The sequence below is a fragment of the Synechococcus sp. BS56D genome, assembly GCF_004332405.1.
Classification (GTDB): domain Bacteria; phylum Cyanobacteriota; class Cyanobacteriia; order PCC-6307; family Cyanobiaceae; genus Synechococcus_C.
Genome location: NZ_PHQU01000002.1, coordinates 113,548 through 139,417, shown reverse-complemented (window position 1 = coordinate 139,417; position 25,870 = coordinate 113,548). Strand labels below are relative to the sequence as shown.

Here is a 25,870-nt window from a genome sequence, read left to right as displayed (position 1 = left end):
GGTTGTGTCGTGCGGTAAGAAAACGGGGTGAGATTAACCCGAGTTCCGCAGCACTCGCTAGGACTGGCCTGAAAGGTCTGTGTCGGGATGGCCGTTATGTTCAGCACCGTTCTGTTTCCGATCGATCAGAGCCGCCAGGCGATCGAAACCGCCGGCAAGGCCCTGGAACTGGCCCAGAGCCATGGCAGTCGCCTGATCGTGCTGTCTGTGGTGCAGCCTGAGCGACCAGAGATGCATGCCCCTGCGGCTGTTGCCATGCTGCTCGAGCAGGCCCGCCAACGTTTTGCGGATGCAGGCCTCGATTGCGAGGTGATCGAGCGGGAGGGCAAGCCGGCCTTTGTGATCTGTGATGTGGCCGACGAGTTGAATGTGGATGTGATCGTGATGGGCACCCGCGGCGTGAATCTGGACACAGACACCGAAAGCACTGCGGCACGGGTGATTCAGCTCGCCCCTTGCCCTGTGTTGGTCGTGCCGTGAGTTCCCCCCCGATTCAGTGGTACCCGGGCCATATCGCCAAGGCGGAGCAGCAGCTCAAGCGCAATCTCGACAAGGTGGATCTGGTGATCGAGGTGCGCGATGCCCGGATCCCTCTGGCCACCGGCCACCCTCACCTCAATCGCTGGATCACGGGCAAGCAGCACCTGCTGGTGATCAATCGACGCGACATGGTCACCGCTGAGGCGCGCGAGGCCTGGCAGCAGTGGTTCAAGGGACAGGGGCAGAGCACGGTCTGGTGTGATGCCAAAGCCGGAACGGGTGTGAAACAGCTGCAGCAGGCAGCGATCCGCGCCGGCGACCAGCTCAATGAACGACGCCGCAACAGGGGAATGCGTCCTCGCCCGGTGCGGGCCCTCACGCTCGGCTTCCCGAATGTGGGGAAATCGGCGCTGATCAATCGTCTGGTGAAGCAGAAGGTGGTCGCCAGCGCCCGCCGTGCTGGAGTCACCCGCACCCTGCGTTGGGTGCGTTTAGGGCAGGACTTGGATCTGCTGGATGCCCCCGGCGTGCTGCCGCCGCGGCTGGATGACCAGCGAGCGGCTCTGCACCTGGCTCTCTGTGATGACATTGGTCAGGCCGCCTATGACGGTGAACTCGTCGCGCAAGCGTTTTTGCGTCTGCTGGCGGCGCTGGAGCAGCGCCAGGGCTCCGGGGTGTCTCTGCCACTGCTGGAGTCGCGTTACGGCATCCCTCTGGCTGGGGACACGGCTGATCCCGCCCTCTGGATGCAGGCCGCTGCAGAGCGTCATACCTCGGCCGACACGGCGCGAATGAGCCAGCGCCTGATGGATGACTTCCGCAAGTCGGCCCTTGGCAGCATTGCCCTGGAGTTGCCGGTTTGAGGCCACCGCTGCCAGAGGAGGTCTTCACTCAGGCCTTCGGCGAAGGGGAGGGGGAGCTGGTGTCGCTCACCTATCCCAAGCCCCTGCCGATGCGTCTGGATCGCTGGTTGGTGAGCCAGCGATCCGAGCAGAGCCGGGCCCGGATTCAGAAGTTCATTGACGCTGGCTTTGTGCGGGTGAACGGCAAGACCGGCAAGGCCAAAACGCCCCTGCGCCAGGGCGATGAGGTGCAGCTGTGGATGCCACCGCCGGAACCGCTGCCTTACCTGAAGCCGGAACCGATGGATCTCGATGTGCTCTTTGAAGACGAGCACCTGATCGTGATCAACAAGCCGGCGGGGCTCACGGTGCATCCGGCACCGGGTAACAAAGACGGCACGCTGGTGAATGGTTTGCTTCACCACTGCCCCGATCTACCTGGGATCAGCGGCAAGCTCAGGCCGGGCATCGTGCATCGGCTCGACAAGGACACCACAGGTTGCATCGTGATCGCCAAATCCCAGGAGGCGTTAGTGAAGCTTCAGGTGCAGATCCAGAAACGGATCGCGTCTCGGGAGTACCTCGCGGTGGTGCATGGGGTGCCCCAGGGAGATTCCGGCACGATCGTTGGCGCCATCGGTCGCCATCCAGCGGATCGCAAGAAATATGCGGTGGTGAGCGGAGAGAGCGGGCGTTATGCCTGCACCCACTGGAGCTTGCAGGAGCGGCTTGGTGATTACTCGCTATTGCGGTTCAAGCTCGACACCGGCCGCACCCACCAGATCCGGGTGCACTGCGCTCACATGAACCATCCGGTGGTGGGGGACCCCACCTACAGCCGCTGCCGAAAATTGCCGATCGAGCTTCCGGGGCAGGCGTTGCACGCCTTTCAACTCGGCCTCGACCATCCGATCACGCGGGAGCGGATGCTGTTTGAGGCGCCGTTGCCGGCTGTGATGCAGAAGCTTCTGGCGGTGCTCAGACGGCGGGTAGGCGGGGACACGCCGCCACCAGCTTTCGGGTGATTGCCGCTTCCGGTGCTTGCAGCACCTGATCACCGCGGCCTTCCTCCACGATCTTCCCCTTGTCGAGCACGATCACCCGGTGGCAGAACCCACTGGCCACGGAGAGGTCGTGGGTGATGAACAGCATCGCGACTCCAAGGCGGGCCTGGAGACCGCGCAGCAGCATGAGCACTTCAGCCTGGATCTCGGCATCGAGCATGCTCACGCTCTCATCGCAGATCAGCACCCGTGGGTCGAGGGCGAGGGCCCGGGCGATGGCCACCCGCTGTTGCTGGCCGCCGGAGAGCTGCCGGGGCCGACGGTTCTGAAACTCTTCGGCCGGAGTCAGGCCCACCAGTTCCAGCAGCTCCCGGGCCCGTTCCCGTGCGGCTGCCGGTTTCGCTAAGCCGTGGATGAGCAGCGGATCAGCGATGGCATCGACCACGCGCATGGCCGGATTCAGGCAGGCCAAGGGGTCTTGGAATACCATCTGGATCGAACGCCTCGCCAGTTGCTCCTGGGGGCCGCGCAGGCGCAACAGCTCCTGCCCGTTGAGCCACACCTGCCCGCCCCGAATCGGGTTCAGGCCCATGAGGGCGCGGCAGAGCGTGCTCTTGCCACAGCCCGAGCCGCCGACCACCCCGAGGGATTCCCCCGCCTGCAGCGCAAAGCTCACCCCATCCACCGCCTTGAGCCACGTGGGTGCCCAGGGTGGCCCCCCCAGGTTGTGCCAGCAGCGCAGGTTCTCCACGCGGAGCAGCAGTCGGCTCTCTGGAGCCGCCGGGGTCTGACCTCCCTCCCGTTGGCGTGCTGCCGCCACCAAGCGCTGGCCCACGTCGGACCGGGGCTCTGTCAGCACGGTGAGGCTGCTGTTGAGCTCCGCCACCCGCCCCTGATCGAGCACGGCCATCCGTTCGCACCACCTGTTGGCCATCGCCAGGTCGTGGCTGATCAGCAGCAAGGCGCTTCCCCGCTCTGCACAGAGCGTCTGCAGAGCGCCCATCACCTGGTTCGCCACGGCCACATCCAGGCTGGTGGTGGGTTCATCGGCAATGACCAGCGGCGGATCAAGGGCCATGGCCAGAGCGATCGCCAGGCGCTGGCGCATGCCACCGCTGAATTCATGGGGGTAGGCGCCGAAGCGCTCGGCTCCGATGCCCACCGCTTCCAGCAGCTGTTCGGCCCGGTTGCGCCGTTTCGTGGATGGAGTGGCCGGCCTGTGGGCTCTGAGGGTGTCGAGGAGGTGATTCCCCACCGTCATCAACGGATTGAGGCGGGTCATCGGGTCCTGAAAGACCAGGCCCACCGCTTCGCCACGTAGCTGCCGGAGTGCTGAGCGGCCCAGCGTTCTGGGGTCCTGACCCTGCAATTTCAGGCCGCCGAGGCACTGGCTTCCGGCCGGCAGCAGCTGGAGTACAGCTCTGGCCACGGTGCTTTTCCCGCAGCCGGAGGGGCCCACCAGGGCGAGGCGCTCCCCCGGCTCCAGCTCAAGGTCCAGCCCATCCAGGGTCCAGCGATTACTGCTCGGGTAGCGCAGCCTCAACTGCTTGAGCTCCAGCACCAACCCAGAACCGCTGGACATCAATGGCAGCACAGGGGCACCCGACTCAATACCATGGATTGACCCTGCCGGGTCGGATGCTGAACGTCACCTCTGCGCCGGAACCGACACAGACCGATGCGGTCAGTGCAGCAGAGGGGTGCGACCAGCCTGTGCCAAGGGTGCATCCGATCCGCACGATCGAGGATTACGGCATCGATCTGCCCGACTGGCTGCGGGAGTGCCTCACCCATGTGCCCCCTGGCGAGGGATACAGCTGCCCGACCGACCCCGAAGCGCTTCTGGCGGCAGCGTTTGATTTCGCGTTCCAGTTGCATCAGGGTCAGTTCCGCGCCAGCGGCGACCCCTACATCGTGCACCCGGTGGCCGTGGCCGACTTGCTGCGCGATATCGGTGCCAGTGCGCCAGTGATCGCCGCCGGCTTCCTCCATGACGTGGTGGAAGACACCGATCTGACTCCCGCTCAGCTCGAAAATCATTTCGGTGCCGAGGTGCGTGAGCTGGTGGAGGGCGTCACCAAGCTGGGAGGACTTCACTTCACTAACCGCACCGAAGCTCAGGCGGAGAACCTGCGCAAGATGTTCTTGGCGATGGCCAGCGATATCCGCGTGGTGCTGGTGAAGCTGGCGGATCGTCTTCACAACATGCGCACCCTCGGGTCGCTCAAGGAGGAGAAGCGTCAGCGCATTGCCCGGGAAACCCGGGAGATCTATGCCCCCTTGGCCAATCGTCTTGGCATCGGTCGCTTCAAATGGGAACTGGAAGACCTGGCCTTCAAGTTGCTGGAGCCGGAAGCCTTCCGGGAGATCCAGCAGCAGGTGGCCACCAAGCGCAGTGAGCGTGAGGAACGCCTCGGGGTGACTGTGCAATTGCTCAGCGATCGTCTGGCGGCTGTGGGCCTTGGGAGCTGTGAGGTGAGTGGTAGACCGAAACACCTCTATGGCATCTGGAGCAAGATGCAGCGGCAGCAGAAGGCATTCCACGAGATCTACGACGTGGCCGCTCTGCGCATCATCACGCCCAATGTGGAGAGCTGCTATCGGGCCCTGGCCGTGGTGCACGACACCTTTCGGCCGATCCCCGGACGCTTCAAGGACTACATCGGCCTTCCTAAGCCCAACGGCTATCAGTCGCTGCACACAGCGGTGATCGGCCGGCATCGGCCGATCGAGGTGCAGATCCGCACTCTGGAGATGCACCAGGTGTCGGAGTTCGGAATTGCGGCCCACTGGAAATACAAAGAGGGGGGGTCACCGGCGGCAGGCGGGGATACCGAACGGTTCAACTGGCTGCGGCAGCTGGTCGACTGGCAGCAGGAGGGGGGCGCCGATGATCACAACGACTACCTGGCGTCGATCAAGGAAGATCTCTTCGACGAAGAGGTCTTCGTGTTCACTCCCAAGGGCGATGTGGTTGGCCTGCGCAAGGGATCCACGGCGGTGGACTTCGCGTTCCGGATTCACTCCGAGGTGGGTAATCACTGCCATGGCGTGAGGATCAACGATCGCCTCTGCCCTCTCTCAACACCGTTGCAGAACGGTGATTTCGTCAACATTCTCACCAGTAAAACCGCACACCCCAGCCTCGATTGGCTCAATTTCGTGGCCACGCCAACGGCGCGAAATCGCATCCGCCAGTGGTACAAGCGCAGCCATCGCAATGAAACGATTCAGCGCGGCAAGGAGCTGTTGGAGCGTGAGCTGGGGCGGAGCGGTTTCGATGCCTTGCTCAATAGCGAGGCGATGACCCGTGTCGCCGAGCGGTGCAATCTGAACAGCACCGACGACTTGCTTGCGGCCCTCGGTTTCGGTGCCGTCACCCTTCATCAGGTGCTCAACAGGCTCCGGGAGGAAATTCGTCTCCAATCCGCGGCGGAGATCCAGCCCCTCAGCAATGAGGATGTGGCCCGCAAGCTGGTGGAACAGGCGGAATCAGCGCCGGCTCGCCATGACCACGGCGATGCCGTCCCGATCCTCGGAGTCGAGGGTCTTGATTACCGTCTGGGTGGTTGCTGCAGCCCGCTCCCCGGTGAAGCGATCCTGGGAACGGTGGCCCTTGGCAACCATGGGATCACCATTCACAGGCGAGAGTGCTCCAACGTGGAGGCAATTCCCAGCGAACGGCGATTGCCTGTGCGCTGGAACCCGGCGAATGCCCGCAATGGTCAGCGTTTCCCCGTGCAATTGCGCATCGAGGTGATCGATCGGGTTGGCATCCTGAAAGACATCCTGATGCGCCTGTCTGATGGATCGATCAACGTCAGTGATGCTCGTGTGAAAACGGCCTACGGCAAACCGGCCCGTATCGACTTGCGAGTAGAGCTGGCCAGTGCTGACCTGTTGCAGCGCACCATGGATCAGATCCGCTCCATGGCGGATGTGCTCGATATCGCCCGGACCGGGCAGAGCTGATCGCCAGGAGATAGGGCCTTGACCGATCAGCACACCAGCGTTTCGCTCGCCATTTCGGAGGCCGAGCGTCAGGAGGTTTTTCGCTTTCGTTACGCGGTGTATGTGGAGGAGATGGGCAAGTCTCCACCGGATGCCAACCATGACCGCCGCGAGCTCATGGATCGGTTTGATGCCAGTGCCAGCCTCTATGTTCTCCGCGATGGTGAAGGTGCTCTGGTCGGCACGCTTCGCTTCAATCGCCTTGAAGCTATGGCGTCGGCCCGGGAAGCTTTGCGCCCGATTGCACTGGACTTTCTGCTTGAGCAGGCACCCCTCGCTGCGCTGTCATACACCTCCAGGCTGATGCTCCGCGCCGACTGGCGCGGTGGTGGCTCCCTTGGTTTGTTGTTCAACCGTTGCTTTGCCGATGCCCTCGAGCAGGGCATCCGTTTTGATCTCTGTCACGCCCATCCCGGATTGATCGAGCTGTATGAGCAGCTGGGGTATCGCCGTTTCTGTGCCGGCATCGCCTGGCCTGGTGTGGGGTATCAGGTGCCGATGTTGCTGGCCCTCCGCGATCGCGATCATCTGCGCCGTAGTCGTTCTCCCCTGATGCGCCATCCGGCGCTTGCCCAATGCGTCGATGCAGAGGCCGATGGGATTTGGCTCGATCAACAGTCTCAGAGTTATTGGGGACTGAACCATCGCCTGGTGGATCCAGATCAATTCTGGGAGCTGGCTGGCGATGCCCTGCGTCAGCCGGGCCAGGGTCTACCGCTTCTCCAGGAGTTGAGCGATGAGCAGTCCCGTCGTCTGCTGAAAACCGGCACCGTGTTGCAGTGCGCCGCTGGAGATCGCATCGTTTCGGAGGGCGAGTCTCGGCAGGACCTGTTCGTGGTGATGGAGGGCTTTGCCGAGGTGAGTCGGCAGCATCAGGGGCAACGGTTTGGGCTTGCTGTGCTCAAGCCCGGTGATGTGTTCGGAGAGATGGGCTTCCTTGGCCGAAGGCAGCGCAGTGCTGATGTGGTGGCGGCCACGGACATGCGGGTGTTGGTGCTCACTCAGGCCTTTCTGAACAAAGCGCTGCGCACCCAACCGGATGCGATGGCGCTTGTGTTGCGTAACCTGGCGCTGGTGCTGTCGGAACGCCTTTCCAGCACGACGGAACGCCTACTTCAGCTCAGCTGGGATGCCCCTGATGACGACTACTCCCAACGCCGCCGGCTCCTATGACTTCACCGCCCTCGGTGACGAGAGCGGTGAACTCGAGCGGCTTCAGCTTCAGGCTCAGCGCTCGGCCCAGCTCGAACTGCAGCTGCTCGAGAGGATGGGGTTGGCGGATGGCCAGGTTGTGCTCGATCTGGCCTGCGGCCCTGGGGTGATCAGCCGATTGATCGCCCAGGCCCATCCCAATTCGCGGGTCACGGCCATGGATCTGAACGGTGAGTTGCTCGCCGCCGCCCGCGAAGAAGCGGCGACCGCGGGGTTGGCGTCGATTCGTTTTTTACAGGGTGATGTCTATGCCCCTCCCCTCGAGCAGGGGCAGTTTGATTTCATCTATGCCCGGCTGCTGTTCCAGCACCTTGAAAAGCCGTTGCAGGCTCTGGAAGCGATTCGAGCTCTGCTGAAGCCCGGTGGTGTGCTGTGCATTTTTGATATCGACGACAGCTGGTTGACGTTGGTCCCCGAACCGGAGGGCTTCGCGACCTTCACGACGCATGCGGCTCGTGCCCAGGAACGGCGTGGTGGTAATCGCCAGATCGGCCGCCAGCTTGGTCGCCTGCTGGAGGAGAGCGGCTACGACCCGGTCGACGTGCATGTGGAGACGGTGACGTCAAGACAGCTCGGGATGCGGGCGTTTCTCGATATCACGCTCGGATTCAAACGCCTGTTGCTCGAAGGAGAGGAACTTGAAGCGGCTCGCGCCACGTTGGAGGCTGCTGATGCCCTAGTGGATGATCCCAGGGCCTGGGCTTTTGTGGGTGTGTTCCTCGCCCGTGGCGTTCGCCCCTGAGCCATAGCTGGCATGACCATCTTGCGATGGGTGTGTTCAGCTGTGTGAGCCGTTACTGCCGTTCGGCATTTTCACTGACTCTCGGGCGTGAAAGAGGGCGTAGGCCGCCAGTCCGAGCACGGCGCCGAGGATTGTGGCCACCACGGCTGAACCAAGAAGTAGGCGGGAGCTGAACCCCCAGCCCTGCTCCCAAAGCGTGCTGCGACTGATGCTGTTCAGGGCAGGACCTTGACCGTTCCCAATGAGCGCATCACCCACCTGGTAGTTGAACCAGTAGAGGGGCACGTAGGTGAAGGGGTTGCTGATCAAGGTGGCAGCGGCGGCCAGAAGATGGTTGCCCCGCAGCAGGGACGCCATACCCACACTGAGGATGATCTGCAGCCCGAAGAAGGGAAAGCAGCCGCAGAAGACGCCAGCGCTCACACCACGCGCCCGCTGTCCTGGCGTGCCTTCCTGGTCCCAGATCCAGGTCATCGCCCGTCGAACTCTGGATTGCACATCCTTCAGGAGCATCCGGGCCATGGGTGCAGTCCGTCGCCTGCGGAGAAGGGTGTGGCTTGCGATCGTAGAGAGGAGAGAGCTGAAATCGGCCCAACGCGCCAATGTCTGAGAGCAGCTCTGGTCCGCACACCATTGCAGCCGTCGCGACGGCTGTGGCCCCGGGGCAGGGTGGCATCGCGGTGATCCGCCTCTCGGGGCCCCAGGCTCAGGCGGCTGTGCGCGCCGTGACTCGCATTCCCGGCCACCAGCCCTGGGAGAGCCATCGGGTGCTTTACGGCCACGTGCTCGCCGCTGACGGCGAGGAGCGGATTGATGAGGTGCTCCTGCTCTTGATGCTGGCGCCGCGCAGTTTCACCGCCGAAGACGTGGTGGAGATCCATTGCCACGGGGGTGTGATCGCCATACAGCGTGTTCTGGCCAGGGTGTTGGAACAGCCCGGGGTGCGCCGGGCTCTGCCGGGAGAGTTCAGCCAGCGCGCGGTGCTGAACGGTCGCCTGGATCTGACCCGCGCTGAAGCGATCAGTGATCTGGTGGCGGCGCGCAGTCAGCGGGCAGCGCAGCTGGCGATGGCCGGCGTAGACGGCGGGATTCAGCAACGGATCACGCCCCTGCGTGAACGACTTCTGGATCAGCTCAGTGAGCTGGAAGCGCGCGTGGATTTCGAGGAGGATCTGCCCCCGCTCGATAGTGCGGCCTTACTGCATGAGCTGCAGGCGGTGCAAAGGGATCTACGCACTCTGGTGGCGGATGCTGAACGGGGCGCGGCCCTGCGCAGTGGCCTGCGGGTGGCCCTGGTGGGACGTCCGAATGTGGGCAAGAGCTCTTTGCTGAATCGGCTTAGCCGTCGGGAGCGGGCGATCGTGACCGACCTACCCGGCACCACCCGTGATCTGTTGGAGAGCGAGATCGTGCTGGAGGGGGTGCCGATCACCTTGCTCGATACCGCTGGCATCCGGGCGACGAGCGATGCGGTGGAGCAGCTTGGCATCGCCCGGAGTCATGACGCCCTGGCCAGTGCTGATCTGGTGCTGCTCCTCTTTGACTTGAGCGCGGGCTGGACGCCCGAGGATGAGGCGCTGCGGCAACGCATCCCCGCCGCTGTGCCCCATCTGCTGGTGGGCAACAAAGTGGATCTTGCTGGCACGGACACCCCGGCGCGGCTGCCTGGCTCTGCTGCCGACATCCGTCTCAGTGCCAGCACCGGAGCTGGGGAGGCTGAGTTGGTGCAGGCCATGTTGGAGCGTTGTGGAGCCCTGACAGACGGCTCCCTGCTCCTCTCCCTGAACCAACGCCAGGCGGATCTGGCTCAGGAGGCCGCCGATGCCCTGGCCCGCAGTGAGCAGGTGGCGACCGAAGGGCTGCCCTGGGACTTCTGGACGATCGATTTGCGTCAGGCAATTCACAGTCTTGGTGAAATCACCGGGGAGGAGCTCACCGAATCAGTGCTGGATCGGATCTTTTCCCGGTTCTGCATCGGCAAGTGAGGGCCGCTGGGCTCCCAGAATGAAGGCCTCTCGCTCGGTGTGTCCGGTGACTGATCCCCTGGCTGGCCTCAACCCCGCGCAACAGGCTCAGTTGAAGTTGTTGTGTTGGGTGGCGAGTGTGGATGGGGAGGTGGCTCCGGAAGAGAGGGCGCTGCTGGGCAAGCTGTCGGCCCGCCTGTTGCCGCAGGTGGATCCCGAGGATGCGCTGGCGGCTTTGCAGGCTGAGCAGGCCTCGGATCTGGAGGCCTGGGTCGGCCAGCTCCAGGACAAGGATGTGCGCATCGAGATGGTGTCTCTCGCCTATCAGATGGCGTGCAGCAGTCAGGGGCCAGAGGATGACAGTGCCATCAACGCCGCTGAGCGGGTCGCTTACCGACGCCTGCTGGAGGCTCTCAACCTTTCCGATGACCAGGTGCAAGAGGCCGAATGGGCCGCCCGTCAGGCTCTTCAGGAGACCCCGGCCTTGATGGACCGTCTGAACCAGCTCCTATTTGGCTGGGGGGCCTGGCCCTCGATCGAAGCCCTGGAAGCCTCTGGCACCAGTTGGCTCTGATGGTGGCTCCTTTGTTGATCACCCCGCAGCTACGCGCGCAGCTGGAGGCCTGGCTGATGGAGGACCTTGGCCGCGGCGATCTCACAGCTCCCGCACTTCACGGGTGCCATGGCGCTGCTCACTGGGTCGCCAAGGCTGAGGGGCGTTTCTGCGGTGGCGTGCTGGTGGAGCCATTGCTGTGCCTTCTCGACCCTGCGGCGCGGGTGCGGCTGCTGGTGGACGAGGGAGAGCTGGTCAAGCCTGGGCAACGTGTGCTCGAACTGGACGCTGAGGCCCAGGCGCTGGTGGCGATGGAGCGCACGGCCCTGAACCTGGCCATGCGCCTCTCCGGGATTGCCACGGCCACCGCAGCGCTGGTCGCCCAGCTGAAGGGCTCAGGTGTGCAGTTGGCGGATACCCGCAAAACCACGCCAGGGCTGCGGGTTTTGGAGAAATACGCCGTGCGTTGCGGCGGTGGTTTGAACCACCGCATGGGTTTAGACGATGCAGCGATGCTCAAGGAAAACCACCTGGCTTGGGCTGGGGGGGTGGAGGCGGCGATGGCGGTTGTGCGCGCCTCGGCCCCCTGGCCGGCGCCTGTGATTGTGGAAGCGGAAACCGAGGTGGAAGCGATCGCGGCCGTGCGGGCCGGCGCCGATGGGGTGCTGCTGGATGAGTTCAGCCCGGAGGAGCTGAAGGCGTTGGTGCCTCGACTGCGGGACGAGGCGCGTGCTCGCCCCGGCGCGGCACCGGTGGTGCTGGAGGCCTCAGGGATCCAGCCGGATGCGCTTGCGGCCTATGCGGCCAGCGGTCTTGATCTCATCTCCACCAGTGCACCCGTGACGCGCAGCAGCTGGCTGGATCTGAGCATGCGTTTCACCCCCGCCGGGGGATGATCAGAGCCAGGCCCTGCCCCATTCCCCTTCCATGCTGCGCATCGCCCACACCCTGGAGACCCAGCTGCGCGAAGCAATGGAACGGGCGTTTCCAGCAGCGGCAGCACAAGCGCGTGAGGACGGGCGGCCGCTCGACCCCCAGCTGGCCCCGGCCAGCAAGCCGGAGTTCGGTGACTTTCAGGCCAACGGTGCCCTGCCCCTGGCGAAACCCCTGAAGCAGGCGCCGCGGCAGATCGCCACCGCGATCGTGGAGCAGCTCCAGGCAAACCCCGGTTTCACCGATCTCTGCTTGGAGCCCCAAATTGCGGGCCCTGGGTTCATCAATCTCACCCTTCGCCCTGAGCGGCTGGCGTCGGAGGTGGTCACCCGGCTCGGAGATCCCCGCCTGGGCGTTCCGCCGGTGGAGAACTCGGCACCGGTGGTGGTGGATTTTTCTAGCCCCAACATTGCCAAGGAGATGCATGTGGGCCATTTGCGCTCCACGATCATTGGCGACTCGTTGGCGCGGGTGCTCGAGTTCCGTGGCCATCCGGTGCTGCGTCTCAACCATGTGGGCGACTGGGGCACTCAGTTCGGGATGCTGATCACCCATCTCAAGCAGGTGGCGCCTGCCGCTCTGGAGACCGCTGATGCGGTGGACCTCGGCGACCTGGTGGCCTTCTATCGCGAGGCCAAGAAGCGTTTTGATGACGATGAGGCGTTTCAGATCACCTCCCGCGAGGAGGTGGTGAAACTGCAGGGCGGTGACCCGGTATCGCTAAAAGCTTGGGGACTGCTTTGCGATCAGTCCCGTCGTGAATTCCAGAAGATTTACGACCGACTCGACATCCGCTTGAGCGAGAGGGGTGAGTCCTTCTACAACCCGTATCTGCCGGCTGTGCTTGAAGGCCTGCAAGAGGCGGAGCTCCTGGTGACCGATGACGGAGCCCAATGCGTGTTTCTGGAGGGCGTGAGCGGCAAGGACGGCAAACCGCTGCCAGTGATCGTGCAGAAGAGTGATGGGGGCTTCAATTACGCCACCACCGACCTGGCGGCGATTCGCTATCGCTACGCAGCAGTGCCGGATGGTGATGGTGCTCGCCGCGTGATTTATGTGACGGATGCGGGCCAGGCCAATCACTTCGCGGGTGTGTTTCAGGTGGCCCGTCGTGCGGGTTGGATCCCCGAGAACGGACGTCTGGAACATGTGCCCTTTGGGTTGGTGCAGGGCGACGATGGCAAGAAGCTCAAGACCAGGGCTGGCGACACGGTCCGCCTGCGCGATCTTCTTGATGAAGCCGTCGAGCGAGCGGAAGCGGACCTGCGTCGCCGCCTCGAGGACGAGGGCCGCAGCGAGGACGAGGCGTTCATCCAGCATGTGGCCACCACGGTGGGACTAGCGGCGGTGAAATACGCCGATCTCAGCCAGAACCGAATCACCAACTATCAGTTCAGCTTTGATCGGATGCTCGCCCTCCAAGGCAACACGGCGCCCTATTTGCTCTACGCGGTGGTGCGCATCGCGGGGATTGCCCGCAAGGGTGGTGATCTGGAAGCCTCCGCCGCCTCAGAGGCGGGCAGCTTGAGCTTCAGCGAGCCCCAGGAGTGGGCTCTGGTGAGGGAGTTGCTGAAATTTGATGCTGTGATCGCCGAGGTGGAGGAGGAGTTGCTGCCCAATCGTCTCTGCAGCTATCTGTTTGAGCTCAGCCAGGTGTTCAACCGTTTTTACGACCAGGTGCCGGTGCTCAAGGCCGAAGGGGCCACACTCAGTTCCCGGTTGGCCCTGTGCAGGCTCACGGCCGATACGTTGAAGTGCGGCCTAGGACTGTTGGGCATTGCCACCCTGGAGCGGATGTGAGCGACACCTCGATGGCCAGGCAGCAACGGCAAGAGGGTCCTGCAGCGCGTCTCGACGTGGAGCGACTGAAGGCTTACAGCGCTCCTCTTGAAGGTCGGCGGGGTTTGTTGAGACTCGACTTCAATGAGAACACGGTTGGTCCTAGCCCGAAGGTGCTGGAGGCGATCCGGGCCATTCCCGCCGATCACATCGCCATCTATCCCGAGTACGACGGACTGCGGGAGGCCTTGATGGCCAATCTGGCGGCCTCGTCTTCGGGTTTGTGTGTCCCGCTGACCGTTGATCAGATCGGCCTCTTCAACGGGGTGGATGCGGCGATCCATGCCGTCATCCATGCCTATGGCGCCTCCGGTGACACGCTGCTCACCACGAGTCCCACTTTCGGTTACTACGCCCCTTGCGCTGCCATGCAGGGGATGACGATCGAGGCGATCCCCCATGGCATGCCTGGGTTCGTCTTTCCGCTGGATGCCATCCGTTCGGCCCTAGGCCGGAAGCCGCGGATTCTGATGCTCTGCAATCCGAATAACCCCACGGGCACCCGTCTCGAGGCGGGTCAGGTGCTGGCGCTGGCGGCTGCTGCCCCCGACACGTTGGTGGTGGTGGATGAGCTCTATGAGGCATTCACCGGCGACAGTGTGTTGCCGAGCGCCGATTTCGCCGCTACTCCCAATCTGCTGGTGTTGCGCTCCCTGGCCAAGACGGCGGGTCTGGCAGGCCTGCGCATCGGTTTTGCGATCGGTCACGCCGCTGTGGTGGATCGCGTCAGTCGGGTCACTGGTCCCTACGACGTGAACAGCGTGGCGGTGACCGCTGCTTTCGCGGCCCTTCGGGACCAGCCTTATACCGATGCCTATGTGGCCGAGGTGACACGGGCCCGTGACTGGATCGTCTCGGAGTTGACACGATCTGGTGTTTCTTTCCACGCAGCCGGAGGGAACTATCTCTTGATCTGGCCGCAGCGGGCCGTTGCGGAGGTGGAGGCGGAGTTGCGCGCGGCGGGGATCCTCGTGCGATCGATGGCGGGTAAGCCCCAGATCGACGGTTCTCTGCGGGTCAGCATCGGCACCACCGAGCAGATGCAGCACTTTTGGGAGGTGTATGTCTCCTTGGCCGCTCCAGGCCCCCGTCCCTGAAGACTGATTGCTGATGAGCGAGCGGCCCTCCCAGTCCCTCCCCCGTCTGTTGGTGCTTTGCACGGGTGGCACCATCGCCGGCACCGCTGAGTCGCGCCTTGCCCTGGAGGATTACAACGCCGGGGTGCTCGATGGTGAGCAGTTGCTCGCAGCGTTGCCGGATGCCGGCTGCGTGGCCGATCTGGAGGTGGAACAGCTCGCCAACATCGACAGCGCTGATATGAGCCATCGGCTCTGGCTGCAGCTGCTGCGGCGGATCGATGCAGCCTTCCGTCAGGATCCCGGCCTCAGCGGTGTGGTCATTACCCATGGCACCAACACCCTTGAGGAAACCGCCTACTGGTTGCATCTCGCACTCGGTCATGCCAGGCCCGTGGTGCTGGTGGGAGCCATGCGACCCTCCACAGCGTTGAGTGCGGATGGTCCCCTCAACCTGTTGCAGGCCCTTCAAGTGGCCGTGCATCCCCAGGCTGTTGGTCGTGGGGTTCTCGTGGTGATGGATGGGGAGATTCATGGTGCCCGCGAGGTGACGAAGGTCGCCTGCTCCGGGGTCGCAGCCTTTCGCTCCCCCGGTCACGGGCGCCTTGGCACGGTCGATGGTGATGGCGTGCGCTTCACCCGCACACCTAGCCATCGCCACACCACCGATTCCGGGCTGGTGGTTGATCGGTCCTCGTTCGCGGCCATGCCGGACCCTGAATGCTGGCCGCTGGTGGAGATCCTGTATGGCTACGTGCAGCCGTCGACGCGACTGATTGAGGCCTTGATCGACGCGGGTGTCGATGCTTTGGTCTTTGCGGGAACCGGGGCGGGACAGCTCTCTTGTTTCGAGCGGCTGGCGTTGGAGCGCAAGTGCCTGCCGCAGGGGAGGTGCCAGGAGGTTCCGCTGCTCGTTCGCACGTCACGCACCGGCCGGGGTCGGGTGCCGGCGCGGTCGGATGATGAGCTGCTCGGTTTGCTTCCAGCGGAAGATTTGAGCCCCCAGAAAGCGAGGGTGCTGGTGCTGTTGGCGCTGCTGCAAGGGGCGGACCGCCAGCGGCTCGCCGACCTGCTGCTGACGCACTAGCGCATCACATCGATGACGGTGCCATCGCCGAGGCCGGTGGGAACCGAGAGGGTGGTGCCAACACGACGCACCTCCGTACCGGCCATGGCATCAAGGAAGGGCTGGATCCCGCTTTGGTCGCAGCCCGCAGGGGTGGATCCGCTCACGTACTGCACGGGGATCACCCGACGGGGATTGAGCTCCTTCACCACCTTGGCGGCCTCCGCAGCGTTGTAGACCTTGGCGCCGCCACCGACACCGATGATCAGCACATCCGGGCGACCCAGCAGCACCTTGTCTTCACCACTGAGCTGAGCCGCGGTGCCCCCCAGATGGGCGAAGCTCAATCCTCCCTGTTGCCAGCGCCAGAGGGTGGACTGGCCGAAGCGTCGTCCGCCGACCCGGTCATGGGGTGCGGCGAAGCCTTCAAGCTTCAAGCCGCCGACCCTGTAGGAACCAGGCTTGGAGAGGAAGGTGCCCCCTGCGATGCGGGCACCCTCGTCGGCCAGTTCTGAGCTGGCCAGGATCACCGTGGCGTTGACCCTCGGTTCCCGAAGGCCCTTGGCGCAGCCCACGGCCTTGAAGGGGTTCACGAGCACCGATTGGCCGCCACCATTGATCAGCAGGGCGCTGTGGCCATAGCTGGTGATTGTGACGCCACCAGCGATCGCCGCTCCGGGCTGTGCTGCTCCAACCAGTGCCGCTGCGGGCAGTGCTGCTGCAATCAGGGCCGAGGCCAGCGGGCGGACAAGCATGGGCGGAGTCGGAGTCCGATGGAAGCTGGAAGCTAGCAGTGGTGGGCGCCACCCTCCGCCAACTTCAGAAAGTTGGCCAGGAGCTGGTGCCCGGCTTCGGTGAGCACGCTCTCGGGATGAAATTGCACGCCCTGGAGGTGGGGAAAGTCCCGATGCTGCAGGCCCATGATCGTGCCGTCTTCCAGCCAGGCCGTCACCTCCAGGCACGCGGGTAGGGTCTCGCGGTCAGCGATCAGACTGTGGTATCGCGTGGCGGTGAGCGGCTGGGGCAAGCCTGCGAACACGCCATCACCCTGATGCAGCACCGGTGAAGTCTTGCCGTGCATCAGCTCCGCTGCCCGCACCACGCGACCTCCATACACCTGGGCCAGGGCCTGATGGCCGAGACACACTCCCAGGGTCGGCACCGTTGGCGAAAGTTCGCGCAGGACCTCCAGGCAGACTCCCGACTGGTCTGGGTCCCCAGGCCCTGGGGAGAGCAGGATCGCGTCGGGATTGAGGCTGCGAATCTCGTCCAGGCTCAGGGCGTCATTGCGCTCCACCCGCAGATCCGCAGCCAGCGGGTGCTGGTCGGCGAGCTCACCGAAGTACTGCACCAGGTTGAAGGTGAAGCTGTCGTAGTTGTCGATGACCAGGAGCATGGGGGCGATTATCCGTGAAGGCGCTCCAGCAAGGGAGGGAGGAGCAGCAGCAAGGCGATGAGCAGGGAGCTGATCGCTGCCACGAGCACGGCGGCGGCTGCGCAATCCTTGGCGATTCTTGCCAAGGGATGAAAGCGGCGACCGATCGCCAGATCCACCACTGCTTCAATCGCAGTGTTGAGCAGTTCCAGCACCAGCACCGCCGCCACCGTGAGCACGAGTACGGCCAGCTGGATGGTGGGCAGTTGCAGCCAGAGGCCAAGACTGAACACCACCGCCCCGATCACCACATGGATTCGGAAGTTCCTTTGGCTGACGAAGCCGTAGCCCAGGCCCTGAGCTGCGTAGCGGAAGCTCGCGGGCAGGTCACCGGCGATGCGCCAGGCCCCGCGCCGCGCGGCCCTGTGGCTGGCGGCAGCGTGGCTGCTGGCGTGGCTGAGCTCGTCGGTCAATGAGCGGTCATCTTCGGAGTGCAGCAGTGATCCCATCTGTTGATTCAGCTGATCTCACCCTGGGACTGAACCTTACCGTTGATGGCTAGCAGACGCTCCTGGCACTGGAGCATGGCGTTGAGCTGAGCATCGTCGGGATGGTCCCAGCCCAGCAGATGCAAAAACCCATGGCTCACGAGCCAGCGCAGTTCGTGCAGCAGGTCATGGCCATGCTCGTCAGCCTGCCGTTGAGCGGTCGGTACCGACACGATGATGTCTCCGAGTTCCAGGCAGGCATCGGCCCCGATCGGCGGATCCCCCTCCAGAGCAGGGAAGGAGAGCACATCGGTGGGTTGGGGCTTCTGACGCCACTGTCCGTTGAGGGCGGCAATTGTTGGGTCATCGCAGAACTGCAGACCAAGGCTGAACTCGCTTGCGGTCCGTACGGTCTCTGGGCAGACCAGGCTCGCGTCGCTGCGCATGGCTGTGAGCCAGGTGATCAAGTCCAGCTCCCAAGCGTCTTGGGTGTTGAGCCGTTCCTGGAGCTGAGCATCGGCTTCGGCGTCCATCAGGTCAGAGGGTGCGGCCTGGAAGGCGAGGTCGATGCTGATCACTGGATCCGCAGTTGGGCTCATTGCGGCAGGGTCGGTCGCCCAAGCCAGGCGACCACCAGGATGAAGCCGATGAAGCCGAAGGCCGTCAACCCGAAGTGGAACAGGCTCTGGCGACCTTTGCGCACCATGTTGCGCATGGCCAGTTTCACGAAACTGGGTGGTGGTGTCGGCGCCCCCTCGCTGGTCGTGGGATCCATGGGGGCGGGGTCGTTTGGCGCCGGATTGGTGTTCATCGCTCAGCTGTCCTCTTCACGGCCTGGGCTGTCCACACCCTGGCGCAGCAGAGCCTGAATGAAGGGATCGAGATCACCGTCCATCACCCCTTGCACATCGGTGGTTTCGTGCTGGGTGCGGAGATCTTTCACCATTTGATAGGGGTGGAACACGTAGTTGCGGATCTGGTTGCCCCAGGCCGCCTCAACGATGTCGCCGCGGATGTCGGCGATCTCTGCAGCCCGCTGTTCCTGAGCGATCACCAGCAGCTTGGCCATCAGCAGTGCCATCGCCTTCTCCTTGTTTTGCAGCTGGGAGCGTTCCTGCGTGCAGCGCACAAACAAGCCGGTGGGGATGTGCAGGATGCGCACAGCCGTCTCCACCTTGTTCACGTTCTGACCACCGGCACCACCGGAGCGGCTGGTGGTGATCTCCAGGTCCTTCTCGGGGATGTCGAGCTTGACCTCCTCTTCAATCTTTGGCATCACCTCCACACCGGCAAAGCTGGTCTGGCGCTTGTCGTTGGCGTTGAACGGTGAGATGCGAACCAGGCGGTGGGTGCCTTTTTCATTGCGTAGATAGCCGTAGGCGTAGCGGCCCTCGATCTCGATCGTGCAGCTCTTGATGCCTGCTTCTTCACCTTCGCTGAGTTCGTCGACGCTCACCTTCATCCCGTGGTCTTCGGCCCAGCGCGTGTACATGCGCATCAGCATCAATGCCCAGTCCTGGGCATCGGTGCCGCCGGCTCCGGCATTGATGGAAAGCACGGCACCTTCCTTGTCGTACTCACCACTGAGCAGGCGTTCCAGCTCCCAGCGGTCCAGGTCGTTGCGCAGCGTGGTGAGCCCCTGCTGGGCTTCGCTGAGCATCTCGTCGTCAGGTTCCAGGTCGTAGAGCTCCAGGGTGGCCTGGGCGTCATCGACGGCACTTCTCCATTGGCCGAGTTGCTCGAGTTGGGCCTTCACCTCATCGAGGCGGCGCATCTGCTTCTGGGCGTTCTGTTGGTCGTCCCAGAAGTCCGGTTGGGCGGCGAGCTGTTCGAGGTCCTGCTGTCTGGCTTTGAGGGCAGGAACGTCAAAGACAGTCCTGGGCATGGCCCAGGCGGTCGGTGAGCTCAGAAAGGTCGCGCTTGAAGTCGGTGAGGTCGAGCAACGGTTGCCAGCTGATCCAATGGGTTGAACCTATCAGCGAGGTCGTTCTGCATAGGATCCAAAAGCTCGGCGTGTTTCCCCATGGCTTCGGTTGAGATTTACACCTGGCGCACCTGCCCTTACTGCATCCGGGCCAAGCAGCTCCTGGATCGCAAGGGGGTGGCTTACACCGAACATGCTGTGGATGGTGATGAGCCGGGTCGTGATGCCATGGCCGCCCGCGGCGATGGTCGTCGGAGTGTGCCCCAGATCTTTATCGCCGATCGACACATCGGTGGTTGTGACGACCTCCATGCCCTTGAACGGGCCGGGGAGCTTGATGCTCTGCTCGCTGGTGACGCCTGAGGCTGCTCGCCATGCGTCACTTGTTCGTGCTGGATCCACTCCAGCGCATCAATCCAGCCAAAGACTCCACCGCCGCCCTCATGGAGGCTGCGGCGAGGGCAGGTCACGAACTCTGGGCGTGCACCCCTTCTGATCTGATCGCTCTGGCCGATGAGCCCTTTGCTGTGGCCGCGCCCGTGCAGCCGGAACCCTGGATCACGATCGGCGAAGGGCAGCGTCTGCCCCTGAGTCGCTTTCACGTGATCTGGATGCGGAAGGATCCGCCCGTGGATGAGGCTTATCTCTATGCCACGCATCTTTTGGAAGTGGCGGAGCGGGCCGGCGTTCGCGTTCTTAACCGGCCCTCCTCGCTGCGCGCTTGGAACGAAAAGCTCGGCGCCCTGCGTTTCAGTCGCTGGATGGCCCCGACCCTGGTGGCTGGTCGCGTTCAGGAGCTGGAAGCGTTCGCGCGCGAGCAGGGGGACATCGTGCTCAAGCCCCTCGGGGGGCGTGCCGGCCTCGGTGTGATTCGGGTCAGTGCCGATGCTCCGGGGCTCGGTGCTCTGCTCGAACTGGTCACTGAACAGGAGCGGCTGCCTGTGATGGCCCAACGCTTCTTGCCCGAGGTCAGCGCTGGTGACAAGAGGATCCTGCTGGTGGACGGTGAACCGCTCGGGGCGGTGAACCGGCGGCCGAAGCAAGGGGAATTCCGCAGCAACCTTGCAGTGGGCGGTCATCCAGAAGCGACTGAGCTGACGGAACGAGAACAGCTCATCTGCGAAGCCCTTGCCCCCGCCTTGCGGGCCGAAGGCTTGTTCTTCGTGGGGATTGATGTGATCGGCGGCATGCTCAGTGAGATCAATGTCACGAGTCCGACTGGCATCCGTGAGGTGGAGCGTCTGATGCAGCGGCCCCTGGCTGACCAGGTGATCGAGCGGCTTCAGGCTCAGGTGCAGTGAAGCTGGGGGCGCAGCTCAAGCTGATCCGCCAGCACCGTGAGCTTGAGTCCCACTTCCTGCAATTCGCGTTCGGCCACCGAACCGCGCACCAGGCCTGCTCCGGCTGTGAGATCCAATTGGCGGCCTCGGGCATGGCCGCAGCGGATCGCCACCCGTAGCTCCGCATCTCCGGCGCTGTCGATCCAGCCGATCGGTGCGGCGTACCCCCCGCGTTCGAATGGTTCCAGGCTGCGCAGCCAGGTCATCGCCTCCCGGCGTGGCAGCCCGGCTACGGCTGGTGTTGGATGCAGAGCACCGGCGAGGGTGAGCGGTTGCTGGTCGGGGGCCGCGGCGGTGATCGGGGTGTGGAGATGCACCAGCTGGCCATGGCGTGCCAGCTGGGGACGACGGGGGCGGCGCGGCTGCAATCCCTGGGCGCGCAGATGTTCGGTGATGGCCTGCACCACCAGTTCATGCTCCCGTCGGTCTTTATCGGAGCGGAGCAGGCTGATGGCCTGTTCGTTGCGACCGGCGGTTCCGGCTAAAGCATCGCTGCGTAGCTGGCCGTTGCGCAGACTGAGCAGACGTTCCGGTGAAGCCCCGAAAAAGCTGTCATCCCTGTGGCGTTGCCAGAGGAAGCGACAGCTCCCCGCCTGTTGCTGACGCAGCCGATCCAGCAATGGCAGAGGGTCGAGTGGGGCCTCAAGTTGGATCGACTGGCGCACCGCCAACACCAATTTGTGCAGCTCCCCGTCGTTGACCAGCTCGATGCCTCGGCGCAGGGTCGGCGCATAACGCTGCTCCCAGGCTCCTGGAATCGTGGTGCCGCTGACGGTCGAGATCCCTGGTTTCCTCTGGCCACTTGGGTTCTGCTGCAGCCGTTCAGCCATCAACCAGAGCGTTTCCGCCAGCGAACGCACATCGCTGCTTTGGTTGACGACGCCATGCAGGCGCAGCCATCCCTGTCGGCCATGGCAGCTCAGCTGCCAGCGGGGCAGTACGGCTTGAACCGACGGGGTGCCACCAGCTGGTTGCTGTTCGCCACTCTGCTCAAAGAAGGAGAAGGCCAGCAAGATGCGGGAGCGAGCCTGGGCAGGAGCCTCCGGGTTGCCATCCAGCACCCGGGCCAGGGTTGCGTCGCTAAAGCGTTGGGCTAGCTCGAAACGTCTTGGTCCTGCGAGATCCAGGTGATGGCAGCGCCCAGCTGCCGCCAGACTCAGACCTGGTGCCCCATCCCAGAGGAAGCGGAAGGGGTCGGGGGACTCCAGCAGGGGGAGCTGGGTGAGGGGGTCCAGTCCCACCAGGGGCAGGGCCAGGCTGAAGACTCCCTCTTCTCCCTGCCGCTGTCGCCAGACATGCATGGCCCGGTCCAGCAGCTCGCTGAAGCGGATCTCGGCAGGGCTGGTGTTGGACTCAGCCGTCATCCGGCGGCATGGGTGGGTGATGCTGCTCAAATGTATGGGCCTTCATGCGGGGTTCAGGGGCCGAGTCCATGCCAGATCGTCAGGCTGTTGCATCCCTTCACGCCCCGGTGGCCGAGCGGCGTCGGCTTTGGAAGGCCGCGATCAAGTGGCCGATGTATTCCGTGGCCGTGATGCCCGTGGTGTTGGCGGCAGGTTGGCGTCTGGCCGCAGGCCAGCCCGTGCGTTGGAGCCAGGCCCTTGGTTTTCTGGTGGCAGCGGTGCTGCTCCTGCTCTGGGAAAACCTCAGCAACGATCTGTTCGATGCTGAAACTGGCGTTGACACCAACGGCAAGCCCCATTCCGTGGTGGCCCTGCTGGGGCGGCGCCGACCGGTACGCCGCCTGGCCAATCTCGCCCTGCTGTTGGGTCTACTGCTGATGCTGGTGGTCGCCCTGCACAGCAGTCTTGCGGTGTTGTCCCTGGTGCTGGTGAGCTGTGGCCTCGGCTATCTGTATCAAGGGCCGCCCTTCCGGCTCGGCTACCTGGGCCTCGGGGAACCGCTCTGCTGGTTGGCGTTCGGTCCCTTCGCCACGGCGGCAGCCCTGCTGGTGCTGGCTCCGTCCGCCGAGCCTGCAGCGCTCGCTTTCGGGGTGCCCTGGACCGTCGCCCTTCGCTTAGGAGCGGGCCCTGCCCTGGCCACGACCCTGGTGCTGTTCTGCTCGCACTTTCATCAGACTGACGAGGATGCCGCCCATGGCAAGCGTTCGCCGGTGGTGCGGCTGGGAACGGCGCGGGCTGCGGCCCTGGTGCCTTGGTTCGTGGCCGGAACCCTGGCGTTGGAGTGGGTGCCGATCCTGCAGGGGGACTGGCCTCTGACAGCCCTGTTGAGCGGGCTGGCTCTCCCCGCGGGTGCCGCTCTGATTCGACTGTTGAGGGAGCACCATCACACTCCTGATCGGGTTGTGGGCAGCAAATTCCTAGCCCTCCGCTTTCAGGCGCTGAATGGTTTGGGTTTGAGTGTGGGTCTCGCGCTCGGGCCTTGGCTTGGATTCGGACCCCTGGCCTGAGCCGATGGTGATGCGGCTCCAGCTCAGGCCCTATGCCTTTGCCCTACGCGAGCCGCTTCAGACGGCCCATGGCCGCTGGCAGCAGCGATCGGGATGGCTGCTGCGTCTGGAGCAGCGTTCGTCCGCACGGCTGGGCTGGGGGGAGGTGGCGCCTCTCGATCCAGCCGAGAGGCGCGCCTGTGAGGAGCTGATGGCGCGCTGGCACCAGCCTGAGGGCATCGAGTGCACGCGAGCATCACTTGAAACCCTGCTGCTGAGGGCTCCCGCTCCTGTGGCCTTCGCTCTCGGTGCGGCTCTCGGGGAGCTCGATGGCCTGGTGGGCCGTTCGGACGATGGGGAACGACAGCCCTGGCTTCCGGCGCCGTCCTCTGCCCGGTTGCTGCCCGCCGGTGCAGCCATGCCAGCGGCCCTTGATCGGCTTTTGGCGGAGGCCGCTCCCGACCGGCCGCCCACCGTCAAATGGAAGGTGGCGGCCAGTGATCCGGAGCAGGAGTGGTTGTTGCTCGGCCTGCTTTTGGAGCGTCTGCCCAGCGGCGCTCGCCTGCGCTTGGATGCCAACGGCGGCTGGGACCGTTCCAATGCCGATCGCTGGGTGAGGGCCCTGGAAGGGGAGCCACGCCTTGACTGGTTGGAGCAGCCCCTGGCGACGGATGATCTCCAGGGACACCTGGAGCTGGCGGAACGCTTGCCGGTGGCGCTTGATGAGTCCTTGTTGGCCCATCCGGCTTGGCGTCAGTGCTGGCCTGGCTGGCAGGTGCGGCGGCCACTTCTCGAGGGTGACCCCCGCTCGCTGCTGGCCCGGTTGCGCGCCGGAGAGCCTCGCTTGATGCTGAGCACGGCGTTTGAAACGGGGATCGGCATGCGCTGGCTGGCCCTTTTGGCAGCGCTGCAAATGCAGGGGCCGACGCCCACGGCCCCAGGATTGGCGCCGGGTTGGTGCCCTGAGGGCCCGCTGTTCAGTGCGGATCCTCAAGAGGTGTGGGATGCCGCTGCAGGGGCGTCATGAGCGATTGGAGGGTGCTGCACTGCGATCCTTCGGCACCTGCTGCTGCAGCGGGCCAATTGGCGTTGGATCTCGCAGAGGGCCGTTGGGTGCGTCTGCAGGCCGCTGCCGCACGCTCGCAGTCAGCTGCTCGCCAGTGGCCAATCGTGGTGCCAACGCTGCCTGCGGGCCCTGGGCTGGTGCTGGCCAGCGGAGGCAGCACCGGGGGAAGGCAGCTCTGCCTGCAACCCGCGGCGCATCTTGACCAATCCGCCAGGGCCACAGGGCTTTGGCTGCAACGCCTCGGAGTTGAGCCCTCCGAGGCGCTGGTCTGGAATCCGCTGCCGATTCAGCACGTGAGCGGTCTGATGCCCTGGTGGCGGGCCCGCCAGTGGGGTGCGGCCCATGCCTGGTTGGCTCCCACTCTGATGAAGGAGCCCTCCTCCTTGCTGGCTTGGAGTCGGGCCAGGGCGGACTGGTGCGCTCGGCCCATGTTGTTGTCGCTAGTGCCCACCCAGCTGGTGCGCCTGATGGCTGAGCCGGCCGGCGTCGAATGGCTCCAGGCCATGACGTTGATTTGGGTGGGAGGAGCTTTTCTGCCGGCCGACCTTGCCGCTAGGGCCCGGGACCTTCAGCTCCCCTTGGCCCCTTGCTACGGGGCCACGGAGACGGCGGCCATGGTGACGGCTCAGGCCCCTCAGGCATTCCTTGCAGGAGAGGAGGGATGCGGCGCCCCGCTGGAGGACGTGGAGTTGCGCGTGGATGCCGATGGAGCGCTGGCGGTGCGCAGCCAGCGTCTTGCGCTGGCCAGGCTCCTTGAAGATGGCTCCCTGGAGGCGTTGGCGGATGCTCAGGGCTGGTGGCGCTCCGGTGATGCGGCGCAGCTGGTGCAGGGTGGAGGATTGGCTCAGCTGCGCATCTTGGGCCGCCTGGATGGCGCGATTCACTCCGGGGGGGTCACGGTGTTCCCCGCGCAGCTTGAGGCGCGATTGATGGTTGCAGCTCGCTCAGCGTCCCTGCCACTTGAAGCGGTGCTGCTGTTGGCTGTGGCGGATCGGGAGTGGGGTGAACGGCTGGTGGCCCTGGTGCGCTGGAGGGGGGCTGATGGGAATCCTGAGCTTGCGGCGAGACGACTTGGGGGATTGAAAGCCCTTGTGTCTGATTGGCTGCCTGCGGAGCGTCCAATCGCCTGGCATGGATGCGACGAACTTGAGCCGACGGCTGCGGGCAAATGGGAGCGGGCGCGTTGGCAGGCCTGGCTTCGGTCGCTAAAAGCGGAGCAGATCAGGCCGCGCGATGACCACCCTTTCTGACACCGAAATTAGTAACAGGAAGCTTGCGGCGGGTTTGCTGGGCGTCTTTCTTGGTTCCTTCGGCGTGCACAAATTTGTGCTCGGTTTTAATAACGCCGGGATCATCATGTTGGTGGTGAGTCTTGCCGGTGGCGTGGTGACCTGTGGTGTCGCCTCGTTTGTGATGGGAGTGATCGGACTGATCGAGGGAATCATCTATCTCACGAAAACTCCGGAGGAATTCCGCGAGCTTTATATCGATGCTCAGAAGCAATGGTTCTAATGGAACCTGGTTTCACGGGGCATCAGCGTTCGGTCGCACTCTTTGTGCCGGCGG

At 64.3% G+C, this 25,870-nt stretch carries 27 protein-coding genes; 18 read left to right on the top strand and 9 right to left on the bottom strand.

From position 1 onward, the window contains the following. The first annotated feature begins 96 nt into the window (after positions 1–96). The 3 genes from CWE17_RS03360 to CWE17_RS03350 are packed head-to-tail and all read left to right on the top strand — an operon-like array spanning position 97 to position 2,347. Positions 97–480, top strand: coding sequence for a universal stress protein (locus CWE17_RS03360; protein WP_131455209.1), 384 nt, complete (start codon positions 97–99; stop codon positions 478–480). Beyond that, positions 477–1,343, top strand: a complete 867-nt coding sequence (gene ylqF, locus CWE17_RS03355; RefSeq protein ID WP_131454957.1) for a ribosome biogenesis GTPase YlqF — start codon at positions 477–479, stop codon at positions 1,341–1,343. The genes CWE17_RS03360 and ylqF overlap by 4 nt, the downstream gene beginning before the upstream one ends. After that, positions 1,340–2,347, top strand: coding sequence for an RluA family pseudouridine synthase (locus CWE17_RS03350; RefSeq protein WP_131454956.1), 1,008 nt, complete (start codon positions 1,340–1,342; stop codon positions 2,345–2,347). The genes ylqF and CWE17_RS03350 overlap by 4 nt, the downstream gene beginning before the upstream one ends. Here the strand turns inward: CWE17_RS03350 and CWE17_RS03345 are convergent. Beyond that, on the bottom strand, positions 2,301–3,908 hold the full coding sequence (locus tag CWE17_RS03345) for an ABC transporter ATP-binding protein (RefSeq protein WP_131454955.1): 1,608 nt from the start codon (positions 3,906–3,908) through the stop codon (positions 2,301–2,303). The two genes, CWE17_RS03350 and CWE17_RS03345, sit on opposite strands and share 47 nt — an antisense overlap. Positions 3,909–3,964: 56 nt before the next feature. Here CWE17_RS03345 and CWE17_RS03340 point away from each other — a divergent pair, with 56 nt between their 5' ends. Genes CWE17_RS03340 through CWE17_RS03330 form a run of 3 tightly spaced genes read left to right on the top strand, consistent with a single transcriptional unit; the run spans position 3,965 to position 8,291 of the window. Continuing rightward, positions 3,965–6,298 carry a bifunctional (p)ppGpp synthetase/guanosine-3',5'-bis(diphosphate) 3'-pyrophosphohydrolase gene (locus CWE17_RS03340; RefSeq protein ID WP_131454954.1) on the top strand — a complete coding sequence of 778 codons (2,334 nt, stop codon included), beginning with the start codon at positions 3,965–3,967 and terminating at the stop codon, positions 6,296–6,298. 18 nt (positions 6,299–6,316) lie between these two features. Further along, complete coding sequence (locus CWE17_RS03335; protein ID WP_131454953.1) at positions 6,317–7,510, top strand: cyclic nucleotide-binding domain-containing protein; 1,194 nt, start codon at positions 6,317–6,319, stop codon at positions 7,508–7,510. After that, positions 7,476–8,291, top strand: a complete 816-nt coding sequence (locus CWE17_RS03330; protein ID WP_131454952.1) for a class I SAM-dependent methyltransferase — start codon at positions 7,476–7,478, stop codon at positions 8,289–8,291. The genes CWE17_RS03335 and CWE17_RS03330 overlap by 35 nt, the downstream gene beginning before the upstream one ends. Before the next feature lie 36 nt (positions 8,292–8,327). Here CWE17_RS03330 and CWE17_RS03325 read toward each other — a convergent pair whose 3' ends face one another. Beyond that, positions 8,328–8,813 (bottom strand): DUF2062 domain-containing protein, encoded by a 486-nt coding sequence (locus tag CWE17_RS03325; protein WP_131454951.1) that lies wholly within the window; start codon positions 8,811–8,813, stop codon positions 8,328–8,330. Positions 8,814–8,893: 80 nt separating this feature from the next. Between CWE17_RS03325 and mnmE the strand changes: the two genes are divergently transcribed. Genes mnmE through CWE17_RS03295 form a run of 6 tightly spaced genes read left to right on the top strand, consistent with a single transcriptional unit; the run spans position 8,894 to position 15,743 of the window. Further along, entirely contained in the window at positions 8,894–10,276 is a 1,383-nt protein-coding gene (gene mnmE / locus CWE17_RS03320; RefSeq protein ID WP_131454950.1) for a tRNA uridine-5-carboxymethylaminomethyl(34) synthesis GTPase MnmE, read from the top strand. 46 nt (positions 10,277–10,322) lie between these two features. After that, positions 10,323–10,829 carry a TerB family tellurite resistance protein gene (locus CWE17_RS03315; protein WP_236629485.1) on the top strand — a complete coding sequence of 169 codons (507 nt, stop codon included), beginning with the start codon at positions 10,323–10,325 and terminating at the stop codon, positions 10,827–10,829. Continuing rightward, the gene (gene nadC / locus CWE17_RS03310; protein ID WP_131455208.1) at positions 10,829–11,704 is read left to right on the top strand and encodes a carboxylating nicotinate-nucleotide diphosphorylase; all 876 of its coding nucleotides are present in this window, start codon (positions 10,829–10,831) and stop codon (positions 11,702–11,704) included. Before CWE17_RS03315 ends, nadC begins: the two co-directional genes overlap by 1 nt. 31 nt (positions 11,705–11,735) lie before the next feature. Next, on the top strand, positions 11,736–13,541 hold the full coding sequence (gene argS / locus CWE17_RS03305) for an arginine--tRNA ligase (protein WP_131454948.1): 1,806 nt from the start codon (positions 11,736–11,738) through the stop codon (positions 13,539–13,541). A gap of 11 nt (positions 13,542–13,552) precedes the next feature. Next, complete coding sequence (locus tag CWE17_RS03300; protein ID WP_131455207.1) at positions 13,553–14,677, top strand: histidinol-phosphate transaminase; 1,125 nt, start codon at positions 13,553–13,555, stop codon at positions 14,675–14,677. A 13-nt stretch (positions 14,678–14,690) separates the two neighbouring features. Next, positions 14,691–15,743: an asparaginase gene (locus tag CWE17_RS03295; RefSeq protein WP_131454947.1), complete on the top strand. Its 1,053-nt coding sequence runs from the start codon at positions 14,691–14,693 to the stop codon at positions 15,741–15,743. On the opposite strand, the gene CWE17_RS03290 is transcribed toward CWE17_RS03295, so the two are convergent. From CWE17_RS03290 to prfB, 6 genes are all read right to left on the bottom strand, one after another. After that, entirely contained in the window at positions 15,740–16,477 is a 738-nt protein-coding gene (locus CWE17_RS03290; RefSeq protein WP_131454946.1) for an MBL fold metallo-hydrolase, read from the bottom strand. The two genes, CWE17_RS03295 and CWE17_RS03290, sit on opposite strands and share 4 nt — an antisense overlap. Positions 16,478–16,509: 32 nt before the next feature. After that, on the bottom strand, positions 16,510–17,118 hold the full coding sequence (locus CWE17_RS03285) for an aminodeoxychorismate/anthranilate synthase component II (RefSeq protein WP_131454945.1): 609 nt from the start codon (positions 17,116–17,118) through the stop codon (positions 16,510–16,512). Between the two features lie 8 nt (positions 17,119–17,126). Next, on the bottom strand, positions 17,127–17,606 hold the full coding sequence (locus tag CWE17_RS03280) for a diacylglycerol kinase family protein (protein ID WP_131454944.1): 480 nt from the start codon (positions 17,604–17,606) through the stop codon (positions 17,127–17,129). A gap of 8 nt (positions 17,607–17,614) precedes the next feature. Further along, positions 17,615–18,184 carry an rRNA maturation RNase YbeY gene (ybeY, locus tag CWE17_RS03275; RefSeq protein ID WP_240789225.1) on the bottom strand — a complete coding sequence of 190 codons (570 nt, stop codon included), beginning with the start codon at positions 18,182–18,184 and terminating at the stop codon, positions 17,615–17,617. Next, complete coding sequence (locus tag CWE17_RS03270) at positions 18,181–18,360, bottom strand: DUF3285 domain-containing protein (protein WP_131455205.1); 180 nt, start codon at positions 18,358–18,360, stop codon at positions 18,181–18,183. The genes ybeY and CWE17_RS03270 overlap by 4 nt, the downstream gene beginning before the upstream one ends. 39 nt (positions 18,361–18,399) lie before the next feature. After that, positions 18,400–19,528 (bottom strand): peptide chain release factor 2 gene (gene prfB, locus CWE17_RS03265; RefSeq protein ID WP_131454943.1). Its coding sequence is split into 2 segments (ribosomal slippage): positions 18,400–19,452 and positions 19,454–19,528, totalling 1,128 coding nucleotides; the frame shifts between segments, so codons are not numbered across the junction. A gap of 80 nt (positions 19,529–19,608) precedes the next feature. Between prfB and grxC the strand changes: the two genes are divergently transcribed. Both grxC and gshB read left to right on the top strand, forming a co-directional pair. Further along, positions 19,609–19,872, top strand: coding sequence for a glutaredoxin 3 (gene grxC / locus CWE17_RS03260; protein ID WP_131454942.1), 264 nt, complete (start codon positions 19,609–19,611; stop codon positions 19,870–19,872). 11 nt (positions 19,873–19,883) lie between these two features. Next, positions 19,884–20,810, top strand: coding sequence for a glutathione synthase (gene gshB, locus CWE17_RS03255; RefSeq protein ID WP_131454941.1), 927 nt, complete (start codon positions 19,884–19,886; stop codon positions 20,808–20,810). Here gshB and CWE17_RS03250 read toward each other — a convergent pair. Further along, the gene (locus tag CWE17_RS03250) at positions 20,798–22,213 is read right to left on the bottom strand and encodes an isochorismate synthase MenF (RefSeq protein WP_131454940.1); all 1,416 of its coding nucleotides are present in this window, start codon (positions 22,211–22,213) and stop codon (positions 20,798–20,800) included. The genes gshB and CWE17_RS03250 overlap by 13 nt on opposite strands. Before the next feature lie 68 nt (positions 22,214–22,281). Here CWE17_RS03250 and menA point away from each other — a divergent pair, with 68 nt between their 5' ends. Genes menA through CWE17_RS03230 form a run of 4 tightly spaced genes read left to right on the top strand, consistent with a single transcriptional unit; the run spans position 22,282 to position 25,816 of the window. Then, positions 22,282–23,259: a 2-carboxy-1,4-naphthoquinone phytyltransferase gene (gene menA, locus CWE17_RS03245; protein WP_131454939.1), complete on the top strand. Its 978-nt coding sequence runs from the start codon at positions 22,282–22,284 to the stop codon at positions 23,257–23,259. 4 nt (positions 23,260–23,263) lie between these two features. Beyond that, the gene (locus CWE17_RS03240; RefSeq protein WP_131454938.1) at positions 23,264–24,265 is read left to right on the top strand and encodes an o-succinylbenzoate synthase; all 1,002 of its coding nucleotides are present in this window, start codon (positions 23,264–23,266) and stop codon (positions 24,263–24,265) included. Further along, positions 24,262–25,554: an AMP-binding protein gene (locus CWE17_RS03235; RefSeq protein WP_131454937.1), complete on the top strand. Its 1,293-nt coding sequence runs from the start codon at positions 24,262–24,264 to the stop codon at positions 25,552–25,554. The genes CWE17_RS03240 and CWE17_RS03235 overlap by 4 nt, the downstream gene beginning before the upstream one ends. Then, positions 25,538–25,816 carry a TM2 domain-containing protein gene (locus CWE17_RS03230; RefSeq protein ID WP_131454936.1) on the top strand — a complete coding sequence of 93 codons (279 nt, stop codon included), beginning with the start codon at positions 25,538–25,540 and terminating at the stop codon, positions 25,814–25,816. The genes CWE17_RS03235 and CWE17_RS03230 overlap by 17 nt, the downstream gene beginning before the upstream one ends. The last annotated feature ends 54 nt before the right edge of the window (positions 25,817–25,870 follow it).

What these genes read in the sequence shown, in the direction of transcription:
- CWE17_RS03360 (WP_131455209.1), top strand. Translation starts at nt 97, where the DNA reads ATGTTCAGCACCGTTCTGTTTCCGATCGATCAGAGCCGCCAGGCGATC.
- CWE17_RS03345 (WP_131454955.1), bottom strand. Translation starts at nt 3,908, where the DNA reads ATGTCCAGCGGTTCTGGGTTGGTGCTGGAGCTCAAGCAGTTGAGGCTG.
- CWE17_RS03340 (WP_131454954.1), top strand. Translation starts at nt 3,965, where the DNA reads ATGCTGAACGTCACCTCTGCGCCGGAACCGACACAGACCGATGCGGTC.
- CWE17_RS03330 (WP_131454952.1), top strand. Translation starts at nt 7,476, where the DNA reads ATGACGACTACTCCCAACGCCGCCGGCTCCTATGACTTCACCGCCCTC.
- CWE17_RS03325 (WP_131454951.1), bottom strand. Translation starts at nt 8,813, where the DNA reads ATGGCCCGGATGCTCCTGAAGGATGTGCAATCCAGAGTTCGACGGGCG.
- mnmE (WP_131454950.1), top strand. Translation starts at nt 8,894, where the DNA reads ATGTCTGAGAGCAGCTCTGGTCCGCACACCATTGCAGCCGTCGCGACG.
- nadC (WP_131455208.1), top strand. Translation starts at nt 10,829, where the DNA reads ATGGTGGCTCCTTTGTTGATCACCCCGCAGCTACGCGCGCAGCTGGAG.
- argS (WP_131454948.1), top strand. Translation starts at nt 11,736, where the DNA reads ATGCTGCGCATCGCCCACACCCTGGAGACCCAGCTGCGCGAAGCAATG.
- CWE17_RS03300 (WP_131455207.1), top strand. Translation starts at nt 13,553, where the DNA reads ATGGCCAGGCAGCAACGGCAAGAGGGTCCTGCAGCGCGTCTCGACGTG.
- CWE17_RS03295 (WP_131454947.1), top strand. Translation starts at nt 14,691, where the DNA reads ATGAGCGAGCGGCCCTCCCAGTCCCTCCCCCGTCTGTTGGTGCTTTGC.
- CWE17_RS03290 (WP_131454946.1), bottom strand. Translation starts at nt 16,477, where the DNA reads ATGCTTGTCCGCCCGCTGGCCTCGGCCCTGATTGCAGCAGCACTGCCC.
- CWE17_RS03285 (WP_131454945.1), bottom strand. Translation starts at nt 17,118, where the DNA reads ATGCTCCTGGTCATCGACAACTACGACAGCTTCACCTTCAACCTGGTG.
- CWE17_RS03280 (WP_131454944.1), bottom strand. Translation starts at nt 17,606, where the DNA reads ATGGGATCACTGCTGCACTCCGAAGATGACCGCTCATTGACCGACGAG.
- ybeY (WP_240789225.1), bottom strand. Translation starts at nt 18,184, where the DNA reads ATGAGCCCAACTGCGGATCCAGTGATCAGCATCGACCTCGCCTTCCAG.
- CWE17_RS03270 (WP_131455205.1), bottom strand. Translation starts at nt 18,360, where the DNA reads ATGGATCCCACGACCAGCGAGGGGGCGCCGACACCACCACCCAGTTTC.
- grxC (WP_131454942.1), top strand. Translation starts at nt 19,609, where the DNA reads ATGGCTTCGGTTGAGATTTACACCTGGCGCACCTGCCCTTACTGCATC.
- gshB (WP_131454941.1), top strand. Translation starts at nt 19,884, where the DNA reads ATGCGTCACTTGTTCGTGCTGGATCCACTCCAGCGCATCAATCCAGCC.
- CWE17_RS03250 (WP_131454940.1), bottom strand. Translation starts at nt 22,213, where the DNA reads ATGACGGCTGAGTCCAACACCAGCCCTGCCGAGATCCGCTTCAGCGAG.
- menA (WP_131454939.1), top strand. Translation starts at nt 22,282, where the DNA reads ATGCCAGATCGTCAGGCTGTTGCATCCCTTCACGCCCCGGTGGCCGAG.
- CWE17_RS03240 (WP_131454938.1), top strand. Translation starts at nt 23,264, where the DNA reads ATGGTGATGCGGCTCCAGCTCAGGCCCTATGCCTTTGCCCTACGCGAG.
- CWE17_RS03235 (WP_131454937.1), top strand. Translation starts at nt 24,262, where the DNA reads ATGAGCGATTGGAGGGTGCTGCACTGCGATCCTTCGGCACCTGCTGCT.
- CWE17_RS03230 (WP_131454936.1), top strand. Translation starts at nt 25,538, where the DNA reads ATGACCACCCTTTCTGACACCGAAATTAGTAACAGGAAGCTTGCGGCG.